16 protein-coding genes and 1 pseudogene are annotated in these 16,494 nt (G+C 55.6%); 13 read left to right on the top strand and 4 right to left on the bottom strand.

Features of this window, described 5'->3' with window-relative positions; all coding sequences use genetic code 11:
• Nucleotides 1–115: 115 nt before the first annotated feature.
• On the top strand, nucleotides 116–1,186 hold the full coding sequence (locus tag FHW77_RS23540; protein WP_142187262.1) for an NAD-dependent epimerase/dehydratase family protein: 1,071 nt from the start codon (nucleotides 116–118) through the stop codon (nucleotides 1,184–1,186).
• A gap of 13 nt (nucleotides 1,187–1,199) precedes the next feature.
• A complete protein-coding gene (locus FHW77_RS23535) occupies nucleotides 1,200–2,543 on the top strand; it encodes a DUF4910 domain-containing protein (protein WP_182590783.1) in 1,344 nt (447 codons plus the stop codon).
• 4 nt (nucleotides 2,544–2,547) lie between these two features.
• Here FHW77_RS23535 and rfbC read toward each other — a convergent pair whose 3' ends face one another.
• A complete protein-coding gene (gene rfbC / locus FHW77_RS23530; protein WP_182590782.1) occupies nucleotides 2,548–3,075 on the bottom strand; it encodes a dTDP-4-dehydrorhamnose 3,5-epimerase in 528 nt (175 codons plus the stop codon).
• A gap of 306 nt (nucleotides 3,076–3,381) precedes the next feature.
• Here rfbC and FHW77_RS23525 point away from each other — a divergent pair, with 306 nt between their 5' ends.
• From FHW77_RS23525 to FHW77_RS23495, 7 genes are all read left to right on the top strand, one after another.
• Nucleotides 3,382–4,674 (top strand): class I SAM-dependent methyltransferase, encoded by a 1,293-nt coding sequence (locus FHW77_RS23525; protein WP_182590781.1) that lies wholly within the window; start codon nucleotides 3,382–3,384, stop codon nucleotides 4,672–4,674.
• A complete protein-coding gene (locus FHW77_RS23520) occupies nucleotides 4,671–5,483 on the top strand; it encodes a glucose-1-phosphate cytidylyltransferase (RefSeq protein ID WP_003517634.1) in 813 nt (270 codons plus the stop codon). Before FHW77_RS23525 ends, FHW77_RS23520 begins: the two co-directional genes overlap by 4 nt.
• A complete protein-coding gene (locus FHW77_RS23515; protein WP_026330955.1) occupies nucleotides 5,480–6,133 on the top strand; it encodes a PIG-L deacetylase family protein in 654 nt (217 codons plus the stop codon). Before FHW77_RS23520 ends, FHW77_RS23515 begins: the two co-directional genes overlap by 4 nt.
• Nucleotides 6,134–6,219: 86 nt before the next feature.
• Entirely contained in the window at nucleotides 6,220–6,930 is a 711-nt protein-coding gene (locus FHW77_RS23510) for a helix-turn-helix transcriptional regulator (protein WP_142187268.1), read from the top strand.
• 54 nt (nucleotides 6,931–6,984) lie between these two features.
• Nucleotides 6,985–9,147: a GumC family protein gene (locus FHW77_RS23505; protein WP_182590780.1), complete on the top strand. Its 2,163-nt coding sequence runs from the start codon at nucleotides 6,985–6,987 to the stop codon at nucleotides 9,145–9,147.
• Between the two features lie 3 nt (nucleotides 9,148–9,150).
• Nucleotides 9,151–10,410 (top strand): polysaccharide biosynthesis/export family protein, encoded by a 1,260-nt coding sequence (locus FHW77_RS23500; RefSeq protein WP_142187272.1) that lies wholly within the window; start codon nucleotides 9,151–9,153, stop codon nucleotides 10,408–10,410.
• 224 nt (nucleotides 10,411–10,634) lie between these two features.
• Nucleotides 10,635–10,931 (top strand): hypothetical protein, encoded by a 297-nt coding sequence (locus tag FHW77_RS23495; RefSeq protein ID WP_142187274.1) that lies wholly within the window; start codon nucleotides 10,635–10,637, stop codon nucleotides 10,929–10,931.
• Nucleotides 10,932–11,626: 695 nt separating this feature from the next.
• On the opposite strand, the gene FHW77_RS23490 is transcribed toward FHW77_RS23495, so the two are convergent.
• Both FHW77_RS23490 and gmd read right to left on the bottom strand, forming a co-directional pair.
• Complete coding sequence (locus FHW77_RS23490) at nucleotides 11,627–12,619, bottom strand: GDP-L-fucose synthase family protein (protein WP_182590779.1); 993 nt, start codon at nucleotides 12,617–12,619, stop codon at nucleotides 11,627–11,629.
• Entirely contained in the window at nucleotides 12,603–13,673 is a 1,071-nt protein-coding gene (gene gmd, locus FHW77_RS23485; protein WP_142187276.1) for a GDP-mannose 4,6-dehydratase, read from the bottom strand. The genes FHW77_RS23490 and gmd overlap by 17 nt, the downstream gene beginning before the upstream one ends.
• A gap of 318 nt (nucleotides 13,674–13,991) precedes the next feature.
• Here gmd and FHW77_RS23480 point away from each other — a divergent pair, with 318 nt between their 5' ends.
• A complete protein-coding gene (locus FHW77_RS23480; RefSeq protein ID WP_286086125.1) occupies nucleotides 13,992–14,831 on the top strand; it encodes a class I SAM-dependent methyltransferase in 840 nt (279 codons plus the stop codon).
• Between the two features lie 18 nt (nucleotides 14,832–14,849).
• Here the strand turns inward: FHW77_RS23480 and FHW77_RS23475 are convergent.
• Nucleotides 14,850–15,040, bottom strand: a pseudogene (locus FHW77_RS23475) (IS3 family transposase); the annotation flags it as partial.
• A 615-nt stretch (nucleotides 15,041–15,655) separates the two neighbouring features.
• Here FHW77_RS23475 and FHW77_RS23470 point away from each other — a divergent pair.
• From FHW77_RS23470 to FHW77_RS23460, 3 genes are read left to right on the top strand one after another with little or no spacing between them, the layout of a single operon-like run.
• Entirely contained in the window at nucleotides 15,656–15,841 is a 186-nt protein-coding gene (locus FHW77_RS23470) for a hypothetical protein (RefSeq protein WP_182590778.1), read from the top strand.
• A gap of 6 nt (nucleotides 15,842–15,847) precedes the next feature.
• Nucleotides 15,848–16,297: a hypothetical protein gene (locus FHW77_RS23465; protein ID WP_182590777.1), complete on the top strand. Its 450-nt coding sequence runs from the start codon at nucleotides 15,848–15,850 to the stop codon at nucleotides 16,295–16,297.
• Between the two features lie 20 nt (nucleotides 16,298–16,317).
• Nucleotides 16,318–16,440 carry a hypothetical protein gene (locus tag FHW77_RS23460; RefSeq protein ID WP_286086124.1) on the top strand — a complete coding sequence of 41 codons (123 nt, stop codon included), beginning with the start codon at nucleotides 16,318–16,320 and terminating at the stop codon, nucleotides 16,438–16,440.
• Nucleotides 16,441–16,494: the final 54 nt, after the last annotated feature.

The raw sequence follows: 16,494 nt of genomic DNA, 5'->3' as shown, positions 1-16,494 counted from the left end.
GGCAGGGGCACCTAGACCGTTCGCATTATCGATACAGCCGCTTTGCGCGGTGCATCGATCTAGCCTGAAAAGATACGCTCGTTGCGATCGAAAATAGATTTTGAGGGGAAATTTCATGCACGTTCTAGTCACCGGGCATCGCGGATACATCGGCTCCGTCATGGTACCCATCCTGCGCAAGGCGGGTCACGAAGTACACGGCTACGACACTGAATTCTACCATCGCTGCGCTTATGTTCCAGGCGGACCTTTGCCGCAGGTCCCCGGCGTCTGCAAGGACATCCGCGATATCCAGCCTTCGGATATGGAAGGTTTCGACGCTGTCATTCATCTTGCGGCGCTGTCCAACGATCCGCTGAGCAATCTCAATCCGGAAATTACCTATGAGATCAATTACCGCGGCAGCGTTCGGGCAGCGCGAGCCGCAAAGCAGGCAGGCGTCAAGCGTTTCATCTTCGCCTCGTCGTGCAGCAACTACGGCGCCGCTGGCGAAGGACTGGTCAACGAGACGGCCGAGCTGAAGCCGGTATCGGCCTACGGCACGTCGAAGGTCTTGGCGGAGCGGGAGATTGCAAGCCTTGCGAGCCCCGGCTTCTCACCGGTCTATATGCGTCCGGCAACAGCATATGGCCTTTCGCCCATGCTGCGTTTCGATATCGTCCTCAACAACCTGACCGCTTGGGCGGTGACGGAAGGACTGATCCTCCTGAAATCCGACGGATCGCCATGGCGCCCAATCGTTCACATCGAGGATATTTCGCGCGCCTTTCTGGCTGCGCTCGAAGCGCCGACCGATGCCATACACAATCAGGCTTTCAACGTCGGACAGGATGCGCACAACTATCAGATCCGGGAGATTGCCGAAATCGTCGCTCTCACGGTGCCCGGATGCCGGCTGCAATATGCGAGCGATGCAAGCCCCGATACCCGTTCGTACCGCGTCGATTTTGGCAAGATCGCCCGCGCGCTTCCGGCGTTTAAACCGACATGGACGGCCGCCGCAGGTGCCGAGCAACTCTACCGGGCCTACAAGAGTGCAGGCCTGACAATGGCCGAATTCGAGGGGCCGCACTATCAGCGGATCGGCCAACTCCAGAAGCTGATCGGCGACAAGGATATCGACATCAACCTGCGCCGCCCCATGGCCGCCCCGCGCCAGAGCGCTAATATTGCGGCATCGGTTTAAACAGGAGGCCCGGATGGGCAAGATGGCGTCTGGTGCAAAGCTGACAGGCGATGCGTGGAGAGAGACAGATATCGGCCAGACTATTCATGATCTGGCTTCCCGCCTCTTTCCGATCTGTCGCAGCATCACCGGCAAAGGCGTGCGCGACACGATCGATATCCTTAAAGACTATATCGAAATCGAGCGGCGCGCCGTACCAAGCGGGACGCGGGTTTTCGACTGGACGGTGCCCCAGGAATGGACCGTCCGGGACGCCTATGTGAAGAACGCGGCGGGACGCAAGGTGATCGATTTTCAAACGTCGAACCTGCATCTCATGAACTACAGTATCCCTCAACGTCGCGTGATGCCGCTGGCCGAACTGCAAGCGCATATCTACACCTTGCCGGCACAACCCGATCTCATTCCTTACAAAACAGCCTATTACACGGATGCCTGGGGCTTTTGCATGTCGCATCATGAATTCCTCAAGCTCGAGGAAGGCGACTATGAAGTCGTCATCGACACCGAAAAGGCGTCAGGTAATCTGTATTACGGCGAATATCTTCATGTCGGACAAAGCACCAAAGAGGTGCTTCTCTTCGCGCATATCTGTCACCCGTCGCTCGCAAACGACAATTGTTCCGGCCTGGCATTGCTAACGTGTCTTGCCGCAGGCCTGAAAAGCAGGTCCACATATTACAGCTACAGGTTCGTCTTCGCACCCGGAACGATCGGCTCCCTGTCATGGCTTGCGCAGAACGAAGACGGGATATCGAACATTGCGCATGGTCTTGTGGTTTCTTGCATTGGTGACGGGGGCGGGCCGAACTACAAGCGCAGCCGCAGGGGAGATGCACTGATCGACCGAATCGCCGCCTGCACCCGCTGCGGAGAGGATCGCAAACATCTGGCAATCGCCGACTTCATTCCCTACGGCTACGACGAGCGCCAATTCTGTTCGCCGGGCTTCAACCTGCCGGTTGGACTGCTGCAGAGAAGCGCTTTCGGAACCTTTCCCGAATATCACACCTCGGCCGACAATCTCGACTTCATCGAGCCCAAACATCTCGACTCATCCTTTTGGATGATCATGGACATGATCGATGCTCTCGAAGACAACTGGACGCCGTTGAACCTTCGGCCCAAGGGTGAGCCACAGCTAGGGAAATACGGGCTTTTCCCTGCGATAGGCGGCCATAAGACGAATGACGACCGTACCATGGCCTATCTATGGATACTCAACCTCGGCGATGGAACCAACTCGCTACTGGATATCGCCGAAAGGTCTAAAATGCCGTTTGTCGATATTGCGAGCGCTGCCGGCAGGCTGCTCGAGGCGGGCCTTGTCTCGAACCTCGGTTTCCTGACGCGCTAGACCTTCATTGCAAAGCGGGCCAACCGAGGTCCTTTTCCGATATGACCGAGGGCGGCGCAGGCCATTCTACACCTATCGCGGGCGCGTCATAACGGATCCCCGCCGCACTTGCCTCGGCATAGGGCGCCGAAATCAAATAGGACACAGCAACGTCGTCGCTGAGCGACTGGAAGCCGTGTGCAAAACCCTCGGGAATGTAGAACTGCGCGCCATTGTCGGCCGACAACACCATGCCAACCCATTGCAGATAGGTCGGCGAGCCGCGGCGCAGATCGACGGCGACATCCCATATCGATCCTTTGACGCAGGAAACCAGCTTTGTCTCCTGATGCGGCGGCCGCTGGAAATGCAGCCCTCGAACGGTGTGTTTAAGCTTCGATAGAGAAAGGCTGTGCTGACTGAAGTCCGATACCAGCGCGTTGCCCTCAAATTCGCGCTTGCAGAACGTCCTGGCAAAAGAGCCGCGACTGTCCCGCACAGGCACCGTACTGACTACCCAAAGCCCTTCGATTTTCGTCTTCTCAAACAGCATTCGGCGCTCCTGATGCAACCCCGTATTCAAGAAGAATTCTCCGCCATTTCAGCGACTCCGGAGTACACCCATAGGCAGCACCATAGCTTGAAGCCAGCTTGGCGAATAAGTCACCCTTTCGGTTGCCGAAACCAATAGCTGAAGCGCATTTTAGAGGATTATCATATCAACCTACGGCTTATGGATGACGTTTTCGAGCCGAATGCGGTATCGTCACTCACCCTGATCCATAGTATTTTTTCCAGTTAATAAAAGAATTTTCTGAAATTCACTCGAAAACACTGCGATGAAATCAGGGGACGTCAGATGAATAATGAGGCGGTTTTTTCTGCAAGATTGAACAGGACGCATAACGTCAGGCTTTGCCGTCTTTGCAGCTCGCCATTGGTGCATACCTTCGTCGATCTTGGAATGTCTCCACCCTGCGAAAGCTTCATCGCAGCTGACGCAGCCAACGACGTGGAGCCATTCTATCCGCTCCACGCATTCGTTTGCGACGAATGCTTCCTCGTCCAGCTTCAGGAATATGTTGCGCCCGAGAATATTTTCACGGAGTACGCGTATTTCTCCTCGTTCTCGGACAGTTGGGTCGCTCACGCAAAGCGGTACTGTGACATGGTCATCAAGCGCTTCGTGCTTGGCGACTCCAGTTTCGTTGTCGAGCTTGCCAGCAACGACGGTTACCTGCTGCAACATTTCTTGACCAGCAACATCCCGATGCTCGGAATTGAACCGGCGGTCAACGTCGCAAAGGTGGCGATCGGGAAAGGTATTCCGACACTGACGGAATTTTTCAGCGAGGCTCTAGCAACCGATATGGCAGCCAGGGGACAAAAAGCTGATCTCATCATCGGCAACAATGTCCTTGCCCACGTGCCTGATATCAACGATTTCGTTGCCGGCATGAAAGTCCTGCTCAAGCCTGAAGGCGTGATCACCCTCGAATTCCCGCATATCGAAAAGCTTATCGCGGAAAACCAGTTCGACACCATCTATCACGAGCACTTTTCCTACTTCTCATTGCTGACCATAGAAAAAATGACCCGCCGTCACGGGCTCAAGGTTTTCGATGTCGAAGAGATACCCACACATGGCGGTTCGCTGCGGGTCTTTTTCTCGCATGAGGACAGCAAGTTTCCGCGTGAAGCCCGCGTGGATAGCCTTTTGGAACGGGAGCTGAATGCCGGGCTCGACAGAATAGAGACCTATACGGCCTTCGCCGAAGCCGTGCGCCAGACCAAGCGGAATCTTCTGTCTTTCCTCATCCGCCTCAAGGAGATGCGCAAATCCATCTGCGCCTATGGCGCACCGGGAAAGGGCAACACGCTGCTGAACTATTGTGGCATCGGCACCGATTTCATCGATTTTGCAGTTGATCGCAATCCTTACAAACATGGCCGTCTCACGCCGGGAATGCATATTCCGATCCGGCCCGTCAGCGAAATCCCGCGCATGAAGCCGGACTACGTTCTCATTCTTCCCTGGAACCTGAAGACTGAGATCGTTGCGCAAATGAACGATATCAAAAACTGGGGCGGGAAATTCATCGTTCCAATTCCCGACATATCCGTCATTGATCCGAAGGAGTTGGCACAATGAAGGTCGTCTTGTTCTGCGGCGGCAGGGGTACCCGCATCAGGGAATATTCCGAAAGCGTCCCGAAACCGCTGATCCCGCTCGGGTCTCAACCGATCATGCGGCATGTCATGCAATATTACGCCCGTTTCGGGCATGAGGACTTCATCCTCTGCCTTGGCTACAAGGCGCATGTCATAAAAGAATTCTTCCTGAACAGCCGGCCGGAAAGCTATGCCGATTGCGTCATATCAAGCCCCGGACGGGTGGAGTTGCTCGAGGAACTGCCGAGGGACTGGCGCGTATCCCTGATCGATACGGGGATATGGCGCAATATAGGCGAACGTCTCTGGGCCGTACGTCATCATCTCAAGGGCGAGAAGATGTTCCTTGCCAATTATAGCGACGGCCTGACCGACGTCGATCTCGACGACATGATTGCCCAATTCGAAAAGAGCGACAAGCTCGCCTGTTTTCTGGCTGTCAGACCGCCCCTCACCTACCACCTAGCGGAGATCGACGAGAGCGGAAGGGTCCGGGAATTCCGGTCGTCGGAAACATCCGATATGTGGATTAACGGCGGCTACTTCCTGATGCGGCCGGAAATTTTCGACTACATGCGCGAGGGTGAGGAACTCGTGCTGGAACCGTTCTCGAGGTTGATTTCCGAAGACAAATTGATGGCCTACAAACACGAGGGTTTCTGGCGGTCAATGGATACGCTCCGCGACTGGCAGACGTTGGAGGCGATGGTCGAGCGTGGTGACATGCCATGGATTGGAGACGATGGATCAATGGCACACAAGTCGTCAAACACGAAGCTGCTGCCATGAAAAACATGTCCCTCGCCTCCGCCGGTGATCGCCTGTCGATCCTTTGTCTAGGAGCTCACTCCGACGACATTGAGATCGGCGTCGGAGGCACGGTCCTCAGTCTGCTTTCAAAGGGCGTATTGCTTGATGTCTATTGGTGCGTCCTCAGTGCCGGCAATGAGCGGGCCCTGGAGGCACGAAGTTCCGCCGAAGCTTTTCTTGCAAAAGCAGCATCCTACTCGATTGAGCTGGCATCGTTTCAGGACAGCTACTTTCCCTCGCAGAGCCGCGAGATCAAGTCATGGCTGCTGACATTGCGCGACAAAGTCAGCCCCGACGTCATATTCACGCATAGCCGCGAGGATGCGCATCAGGACCACCGCGAAATCAACAGGCTCACATCCAACATCTTCAGAAATCACCTGATCATGGAATACGAAATCCCGAAATGGGACGGCGATTTCGGCAGAAGAAACGCTTACGTGCCGTTGAGCGAAGACGCGATGAACATGAAGGTCGAGCTTCTCCTGCAACACTTTGGAACACAGAGGTCGAAGGACTGGTTCGATGCGGATACCTTTCGTGGCCTTGCGCGGCTGCGGGGGATGGAATGCCGTGCGCCTACACGTTTTGCGGAAGCCTTTACCGTCAGAAAGCTGACGTTCGCCTGAAACAGGCGAAAGCCTGTTGACGATACGAAATCGACGTTTTTCGGAAATTAAAAGAAACCAAAAACAATACAGGGGGCATTTTCGTCATGATCCATAACCACATCTCCGAAAACCCGCCGGAAGGCGCACCGTATCCGCAGACCGCATCAACTGCGGCTGGCTATATCGGCATCATAGATCGTCGCATGCTCGAGCGGGAATGCCTCGCCCATAGTCTCAACTATCAATATGCGGACAGGCGCATCCTGACCTTCTCCCATCTCGGCGAATGGCAACAGGCACGTGCGGAAATCGGCATGCCTGCGGCGGTTCTGGTCAGTGCCTTGCCCGGTCCCTCGGCGGAAACAAACCGCGAGCTCGCGGAGATTGTCGCTGCGGTTTCGCCGGCCGCCGTCGTCGTACTCTCCGACGATCAGGACATCAATACCATCCTCGATACGATCGCTCTTGGCGTGCGCGGGTATATATCGAGCTCCGTCAGCGTCGATGTCTGCGTCCAGGCGATCAGTCTTGCAATCGCGGGCGGCCGTTTCATACCGGCCAGCAGCGTCATGAACATGAAAAGTCTGTTCGGCCTGACGGCACACGCCACCATACCGCCGATGAAATTTACAAGCCGTCAATCGGCTATCGCTGAGGCCCTGCGGTGTGGAAAGGCGAACAAGGATATCGCTCTGGAGCTGAATCTCTGCGAAAGCACCATCAAGGTGCATATCCGCAATATCATGAAGAAGCTTGGGGCAACCAACCGCACGGAAGTTGCCTGCAAGATCGGCGACATGGCGTACGACCGCTAAGCACACGCCATCCACCGACCGCTACTGAACGCCCCGCTTACAGCAGGAACCGTCATGATCCAGTCGCCATCATCTCCGGTTGAGCAGGAAGGTATTTCCCGCTTCATAACCATCCTGCGGGAGCGGCGCAGAGCCGTCTTCATTTGCTTTCTCGCCAGTTTCGCAGTCGCGGCAATCGGCTATGCGCGAACCCCGATCCGTTACAAGGCCGAGGCGACCCTCGCACTTGATGTCCGCAAGCTTCAAGCGCTCCCCACCGAATCCGTGGTCTCTCCCCTACCTCAGGAAAGCCCGGTGCTTCGAACCGAACTCGATATCATCGGATCGAGGTCCATGGCCGAACGGGTTCTCGTCTTCCTGCAAAAAGATCGCCTGCTCGAAGGGCGGCAAATCAAATCCGGCCGGGCGACCACCGACGCGATCGTGCTTGGCAATGACGCCGAGACATCGAAAATGATCGATGACCTCATGACCAACGTTCGTGTGATGAATGATGGCCGGTCGTATACGATTTACATCTCCTATTATGCCGGTGATCCGGCGCTTGCCGCAAAAGTCGCCAATGCTTTCGGGGAAGCCTATATCGACTATCAGATCGACCTCCAGACAACAGCAACCCGGCGTGTGAGCACATGGCTCGGGGAGCGGCTGGTCAGTCTGCGGACGGAACTCGAGGAGTCCGAACGCCAGGCGTCGCAATTTCGCGAAAAATCCGGATTGATAGACACGGGTGGCCTTCCCCTGCAGTCGCAGCGTCTTTCAAGTCTGAATGTCGAGCTGACGACGCTACAAGCCAAGCTGGCGGGGTCAAGGGCGCGCCTGGCCACAGCGCTCGAACTGCAGAAAAGCGGCGATGGGCTCGGGATCACCGAAGTTCTGTCCTCTCCATCGATCCAGCTTTTAAGGGCCGAGCAGGCAAGGGTCATCAGAGCCATTGCCCAGATCGATGAAAGCGGCGCCGTCATGAGTCCGGAGCGGCCACAGTTATCCTCCCAGCTCAGTTCACTCAACAAGCAGATCGATTCAGAGATCGCGCAGATCATCGCTGCCTTGCGCAACGAGATCGAGGTCAACGAAAAACAGCGGCAGGAAGTCGAGGCCAGTCTCAATGATGTGCAACGCGCCATTTCCACGACGGATATGGCAATGGTTCAATCCGGGCAACTTGACCGGGAAGCAGCAGCGAACCGCTCGATCTACGAGACATACCTCGCACGCTACAAGCAGACCATCGAACAGGACGGTATTGCAACTGCCGAGGCGCGGATCATATCGAGCGCAATGCCGTCCCGTAAGCCGACCAGTCCGGACGCGGGTCTGTGGGGCCTCGTTGCACTTCTTCTCGGTTGCGGCACCGGTTTGGCAACGGCTTTCATCCTGAATTTCACTGACCGGTCCGTTGGCTCCATCACGTCTCTTCAACAGAAAACCGGACTGAACGTCATCGGGCGCATTCCACGCAGTTCCTTCGGAGAGTTCCAGAACAAGCCCGGGAAATTCAGCAGCGGCGCGGCGGATTTCTACAGCGCGTTTGCCGACCTTCAGACCCACCTGCAGTTGGCCGAGAGCAAGGCGAAAGTGATCGCCTTCACATCTTCGGCCGATGGGGAAGGCAAGACGTTCGTGATTGCCAATCTTGCCAGATCTCTTTCCATGAGCGGCGTTAATCTGCTGCTGATCGATGCCAATCTGCGGAACCCGGCTCTCGGGGGCGAATTCGATGTGGGATCGACGTCGCATGTTGCCCAGGCGGTCAGCCGCGAGGTGTCCCTGGACGACGTCATGCAACGCGATCAGGCCTCCGGGGTCGACATCATCGTCGCCGAGAAAAGCGACCTGCCGCCAAATCTTGTTCTTGGAAGCAAGCGCTTCGCCGGACTGATTGCAGAGGCGAGACAGCGATACGAACTGGTATTGATCGAGGCCCCATCCGTTGCCCATGACCTCGACCTGTTGCGGATCGCCAGTCTGTCGGACGCCGTATCCTTCGTGGTCCGACAGGACGTCGCCGATGGCACGGGCATGAAAAACGCCGTCACCAAGCTGCGGGTCGCGGGCCGGTCGATCACAGGCATCATCCTCAACGGAATACGACGCCCGAGAAAGCGTCACCTCCCGGTCTGGCCGAGGATTTTCCGGGACTGGAATACTCATTTCAAGCTGCGGAAACGGGCGACCAGCCTGCGCGCCCCGGCTGTCGTCCATAGCGAGAGGTGAAACATGCGCGTCGCGAAAAAGTCCAAACCCTTTTCCCTGATGATCGCCAGTGCCGCCTTTCTGTCTCTGGCCGTTTGTCAGTTGCCGGCCGCTGCTGATGGAACCAACTACAAGGTCGCTGCCGGCGACGTCTTGACGATCTCCGTCTATGGTGACCCCGGGCTGACCGGCCTCTTCCCTGTCAGTGCGGATGGAACGATCGGTTATCCGCTTCTTGGCAATGTCAACGTTGTCGACGAGACGGTGAATGAAATCGGGGCGCGGATCAGCCGCGAGCTGGCAAGCCATGTGGCAAACCGCTCCGTCGCCGTTGCGGTTAAGGAATATGCTCCGATCTTCGTTGTCGGCGACGTCCAGAAGCCGGGAAAATATGAATACCGTCCCGGCATGATCGTGCTTGAACTATTCGCATTGGGCGGGGGATTGCGGGAGTCTAACGCACAGAGGGATACCTCGGGCATACAGTTGATTGCCGCCCAGCAGGAATATGAAGACATGTCGATGCAACTGCTGTCGCAGGATATCCGGCGCGTTCGGCTGGAGGCGGAACTTAACGACACCGAATTCGAATATAAGGGCAATGAAATCGGGCTTGTCCGGGATCGCGCCGCATTGGAGAAGATCGTGGATTCTGAAAAAAGCCTTTTCCGCCTTCGCCTCTCGGCGCAGCAGGACGAAAAGACCAACCTCGAGGTCCAGCGACAGAACTTCATTCAGGAAATAGACACGCTTCAGAAAAGCAACGTCATGCGCAGCCAGCAACTTGAACTGCTCGACATGGACGTCAACGCCTCGAAGGAACTTGTCACGCGCGGGGCAGCCTCCGAGGCGGCCCTGAGAGAGCGCAAGCGCGAATTGCTATCCATGAACCAGCAGGTGCTGGAATCCACATCGTTCCTGGCGCGTGCGCAACAAAACAAGAGCGAGGTGGAGCGGCGTATCCTGGAGCTTAAGAGCAAAAGGCATAACGACGCCGCGACCGAATTGCGGGAGACCTCCCTGGACATCATGCGCCTGAAAAAGAAACTGGCCTTCAGCCTTCAATCCATGGCCGAGATCAGCTCGACCGCGCGGCGGGTTTCCAGCCTCGAGGACACGATCCAAACCAATTTCTTCATCGTGCGTCAGGTTGCCGGCACTTATCGCGAAATAGTTGCGGACGAGCATACTCAGGTCCGGGCGGGAGACGTCGTTCGCGTCCGCCTGTCGGTATCAGGCAGAGACCCGGTTTCGGAAACCATCGTCACAGGAAGCGTCAACTAGAGATCTGCGCGTCGCCGATGCCCTAGTCGAGCGGCCCTTAGATGGCAGCTACCGCTTTTGACGAGCTGTAGCCTCAGGCCGCAATTTGCTATCCTGAACAACTATATCGAACGTTCTTCTAAGAACCGCGCCCGCAAAAAAGAGTCCACCGCCGTTCCGACGGGCAGGCTGGCAACGTCCTTCGGAGAACAGGATTAATCGACACCAGTGGCGAGGAGACGGAGATGGAGCCTGCGATCGTTCCGGTTGGGTATCATATGGTCAAGCAGCATGCCGTCATCATCGTGAACGGCGAAAGAGGGCCGCAGCCCATCCATGTGACGCAAGATGCCCTGAACGACATCCTGTCTCCCCCGCAGTGCGATGCGCAACGTCTTGCGCAATTCGTCGACGTGTTTGCAACGATAGCGGCATGCAAAATCGAGAAGGGAATGTTTGCGTTCGATGGACAGATCTGGATCACAGCAACCGACGTCCGAGCCTGGCACAATTTGGCGACGGAGAACCGGCCGGCCGAGTGACATCTCCCAAACTCTGAAGCTTTTGTCCTTCTGCCAGCACCCAAGCTCGAAAAGTTGGCAGCCAGTAGGTGGATGGACGCGAACCCTACCGCTTGAAGCAAGATTGAACCGAAGCGATAAAAGCGGTTTGTAAGAATAACCCGTCGCCCCTGATACTTTAGCGGGTCCTTGGTAACGGGGGACAATTGGTGACTGGGAGGGGCCCGCTCGTTCAACCGGGCGAGCCAATTTGCGTTCTGCACAAACCGTCACCAGCGCCGCGCAAATCTTGTTGTGTCGACGGGTTCAGATTGAAATCTGCAAGAATATTGCCCGGCTCAAACTGGAACCACAGACCGCTCGCCACTCATGGAGGAACGAACGATCCGTCGGCTCCCCTCGCCTGAAATGAAAAACGCCGAGCCTGAATCTTGATGGACAGTGGTATCTTATATGATGAGCCATATTCGCTACTTTCCACCAGCCCGTCAACTAACCGCAGATACCACATTAGACGTAGTTTGCGCGGATTGTCCGAGAACAGACGCCGGCTCAATCCCGTGTTGGGCTTGCAGCATGGGAGGCACAATTTAACGGCGCTGACGGCGGGCTCCCGCTCTATATAGAGCCGTTTCCATCAGGTGGAGCTATCGTCAGTCAGCAAAGCAGACCCATCTTCCTGATCAGAAATAGCGCCGTTGGCCCTTGTGGGCTTGTTAAATGGCTTGTCGTAATATGTCCGACTGCAACGACTTCGTTTGTCGCCACCGCTGATATAAATCCTGAATTCCGTCTCTGAGCTCGACGGTCGAGTTCCAGCCAAGCGCGTTTAGCAGAGAGCAGTCGAGCAGCTTTCTGGGGGCTCCATCCGGTTTGCTGGTGTCAAACACGATCTCCCCATCGTAGCCGACAATATCTGCAATCAGACGGGCCAGATTGCTTATGGATATCTCATGCCCCGAGCCTATATTGATCAGCGGAAAATGCGCCGCCGATTTCATGAGGAAACAGCACGCATCCGCCAGATCGTCCACATGGAGAAATTCACGCAAAGGGCTACCCGTTCCCCATAGAAGGATCCTGTTCTGACCATTGATTTTCGCTTCATGCATTCTCCTGATCATCGCAGGAATGACGTGTGAGCTTTGCGGATCGAAATTGTCGTTCTGCCCATAAATATTGGTCGGCATCACGGAGACGCAATTCAGGCCGTATTGACGGGAATAGAATTGGGAAAGCTTGAGCGCGGCGATCTTCGCAATCGCGTAAGCCTCGTTGGTCGGCTCCAGCGAACCCGTCAAAAGGGCATTTTCCGTGATCGGCTGCGCGGCGAATTTTGGATAGATGCAGCTCGACCCCATCCAGAGAAGCTTATCGACACCAATATCCGCAGCCGTTTTCATGATATTCATCGAAATCAGCGTGTTGGTGTAAAGGAAATCGGCCGGACGGGCCGCATTTGCAGCGATGCCTCCGACCTTCGCAGCAGCGACAAAAATGACCTCAGGTCTTGCCGCAGCCATCCATTGCTCCGTCTCGTGCTGCCGGGTCAGATCAAGTTCTTTGCGAGAGACTTCGAGGATTTCGCAATTCTCCTGCTGCAGGCGTCGCACAATTGCCGAGCCAACCATTCCCGTGTGGCCGGCCACCCAGACGCGCTTGCCATTCAAGCTGAACGGAATTCCTTGCGGTTCATGCGACGAATTCATTTCTTCCCTCTTCCAACATCACGAGGCGAAGATCCGCTTCGACCATTTCCTGAACGAGGTCGCAAAAGGAAGTCGTGTGGCTCCAGTCGAGTTTCCTGCGCGCCTTGCTGGGGTCGCCGAGGAGGAAGTCCACCTCCGCCGGGCGAAAATATCTGGGATCGATTTCGATGATCGTGTCGCCGGTTTTGGCATCGTATCCCACTTCGTCGCTGCCATCGCCGTGCCACTCGATGGCTTTGCCAACCACGCCGAACGCAAGCTCAACGAACTCCCGCACTGTATGCGCCTCACCGGTCGCAAGGACATAGTCCTCCGGTATTTCCTGCTGCACGATGCGCCACATGCCTTCGACATAGTCGCGCGCATGCCCCCAGTCCCTCTTGGCGTCTAGATTGCCAAGACGCAACTTGCTCACGAGTCCGCGTTCAATGGCCGCGACACCGCGGGTGATTTTCCGCGTGACAAAAGTCTCCCCGCGAATGGGACTCTCATGGTTAAAGAGAATGCCGTTGGATGCGTGAAAGCCGTAACTTTCCCGGTAGTTGACCGTCATCCAGTAGGCGTAGAGTTTTGCCGCAGCATAGGGGCTTCTCGGATAGAACGGCGTCCCCTCGTTCTGGGCAACGGTGCCCATCCCTCCGAACAGCTCCGATGTGGACGCCTGATAAAACCGGCAGCGGTCGCCAAGGTTCAAGATGCGCATGGCTTCCAGCAGCCTAAGCGTGCCAAGGGCGTCCGCGTTTGCCGTGTATTCCGGCGTCTCGAAGCTGACCTGGACGTGACTCTGGGCGCCAAGATTGTAGATCTCGTCGGGCTGAACCTCCTGAATGACACGGCACAGGTTTGTGGCATCCGTCAGGTCACCGAAGTGCAGACGAAAGCGAAGGTTTTCCTCAAAGGGATCTTGATAAAGGTGATCGATCCGGCCGGTATTAAATGAGGAGGACCGCCTTTTCAGGCCGTGCACGATATATCCCTTGGCAAGAAGCAACTCGCTGAGATAGGCGCCGTCCTGCCCGGTTACGCCGATAATCAAGGCTCTCTTGTCTACCATCCACGACATCTCCCAGCGGTTCCGGCCCCGCATGGCGCCCCCTTAAAAAAGGTATAACGAGGCCCTGCGCCACGGCAGCATACCAAAAGGGAGAGGACGGCGGCTCAGAACTGGCCGATTCACCGTCCACCACGCCGATATCTGCCTTTAAGGGGAGGCGGGGTGGGTATCCTCCCTTCCGACTTAAGCCTTTTGGCCGAGTTGCAGGTCGCGCAGGCCGTGTCAGACTTCGGAAATACGACGCCGGGTCGCGCACGATCGCTACAATTGCAGCGATCACGAGACGACATCATCTACGGTTGATGGAGACGGATTTGGATGGGTACGTTCGCGACGACTTACGAAAAAGTGCAGAACTTTAACTGGGTGACGCGCTTTCTGCATGCGGGCCGCTATCGAAAGCTGCTTGAGGTTCTGCAATCAGTGCAGAAGGACGTCGGCAATCGGAAGGTCAGAATACTGGATATCGGCTGCGGTCCTGGAACTGCGGTCGGACATATTCTGAAAAAATTCGACGTCGAGTATGTCGGTATCGATTACGATCCAATTTTTATCGAGGCCGCGCGCGATCGTTACAGCAAATACGGAAACTGTCGTTTCATCGTAGGCGACGCCACCGACAAGAGCCTTTACGAAACGATTGAGGCCGACATCGTCATCGCTTTGGAAACGCTTGAGCATATCCACCTCAACCGGGCGGTCCGGGTCATAGAGCATGTCTGCATGATCGTTCGTCCCCGGATTTTCCTTGTCACGGTGCCGGTTGAAGTCGGGCCAGCCGTATGGATCAAGAACTGGGGCTCCGCCCTGATGGGCTACAATCGGCAATCCGGGAACCTGAAAGAAACGTTTTGGGCAGGGCTATACAAAATGGACCGGGTGCCCGCGCACCGTATGTCACATCAGGGCTTCGACTGGCGGTGTCTGGCGCAGCTCATACGCGTCAACGCGCCCTTGCGCGAAATAGACAGCCTGCCATTCTCCTTCGTTCCGCGCGCGATCAGCCCGAACGTCGCGCTGATCGCCGAGCCCGCAAAATCAATGATCGATCTGGCAAACGACGACCCCGAGGCATGGAAGATCAACCATGGCCAGTCAGCCTCGAACCACCTGCATGGTGTTCGCGACGATGCCCCCCTTCACGCCAAGTCCCTTTGAATAGCCCCGAGTTTCGTAGACACCCTCGAGTTGGATTTTCTGCTGCTTCTCGAACTCGATGTGCGACAGTGTTCCGTTTCTCACGTGCTTGCGTTTCGGGTTGTAGAACATCTCGATATAGTCGAATACATCGTAAAGAGCTTCATCGCGTCAAGGGCAGGCCTTGCGATGTATCCTCCCTGCTTCAGGAGATAGAAGAAGCTTTCGGCACCCCACCAGTCCGGATCGAGAAACCGTTATCAGTGAGGTCGAGGGCAATAAGGATGGATGAGAAGAGGCACAGTATAGCAACAGCTTTTCAAAGTGTTCGTACCAAGATACTTATTCAGTGCCTTAGGGATTGGCAATGTCTGGACGGCAGTGACGGCGAAATAATCCAGCCATTCAAAAATCTTGTCGCCTTCCAGCTTAAGAATTCCCATGATCATCTCCCGCCTGTTTCAACGCCGTCGACACACTCAAACCGATCAAGCCATTCGGTGAGAACGCAATATCCAACGGAGAACAGCGGGTCCTCCGCCGCTCCAACAACGTTCCGCAGAAACCTGTTCCGGCTTCGGAATGGGCTGGGCATGGCAACTTCTCCTGCGCCAGTTGCCTCTGTCTTGGCCCGACAAGGATTTCAGCTCCCATACCTTTTCTAGCTTAATGATTTTTTCGCAATATACACTTTTTAGATGCAATCGACGCGCTTCTAAAATACGTTCGTAGGAAATCAGTCTAGGGGACAAAATTGAAGCCATACACTCGTTCGATAATCGATCAAACTATCTTTTGTGCATAGACTGCATCGACATAGATGAAATGAACGGCGAGGTGACGTCATGAAAGACCCAAGAAAAATAGTCACAGAATGGTGGCAGCCCAAATCTTCCTTCATGGACAAGAAAGATACCGGTACTGAGCAAAAGTCGTTTGCTCCCAAATCCTCCTTCATGGACAAAACGCCGGCCAAGCCCACGAACGGAACGACAACACCTCAACCGCCCCAGCCGAAAAAAGACGATTAGCGCAGTATGGAATGGGTTGCGACATTCGTTGCAGTTATCGGGCTGTTTGTATCACTCTACACGACCCGCCGTACCATTGCCGAAAGCAATAAGGCGCGCGATCTGCAAACACTGGAGTCGATTCGCTCATCCGTTCAGCAGACGTCTATCGAGCTTGTGACCGTTCTAAGAAAACCAGATGTCAAGGATGAAGAATGCAATTTTTTTGCTACCCATTTCCTCGATACGCTCGAATTCGCCGCGCATATTTACAGCCAAAAAATGGTTGGTGATAAGGCTCGCGAATTTGTGTCCGGCTGGCTTAAAGCCGAACTCGAAGGTATCTCCTCTAACCAATGGTTAAGAGAGCACCTACGTCCATTAAAACTGAATGATGGCCGCTATGGTGAGTTGCGCGCGTTCGCGCGTGCCAACAAAATCGTTCTCTTCAAAGAAAAGAGCGGGACAGAGGACTGAGATCCCAACGCAAGAGTGGCTTGCAACGAGTTCGCGATATAGCGTCCCCGAAAGCGTTGAAGTCGAAGCTCGACAAACGACAGACGGCAATGGAAGCACTTGCCGAGGACATGGAGGACTTGATCGAGACCTATGGCCTCTAATCCGCCCGTCGCGGTCTACGATGCCTGCGTCCTCTACCTCTTCCACCTGCGCAA

Origin of the sequence: Agrobacterium sp. RC10-4-1 (genome assembly GCF_014138475.1) — a bacterium.
Classification (GTDB): Bacteria; Pseudomonadota; Alphaproteobacteria; order Rhizobiales; family Rhizobiaceae; genus Agrobacterium; species Agrobacterium pusense.
The sequence above is the reverse complement of the archived record's forward strand: the minus strand, read 5'-3'. Positions and strand labels throughout refer to the sequence as shown.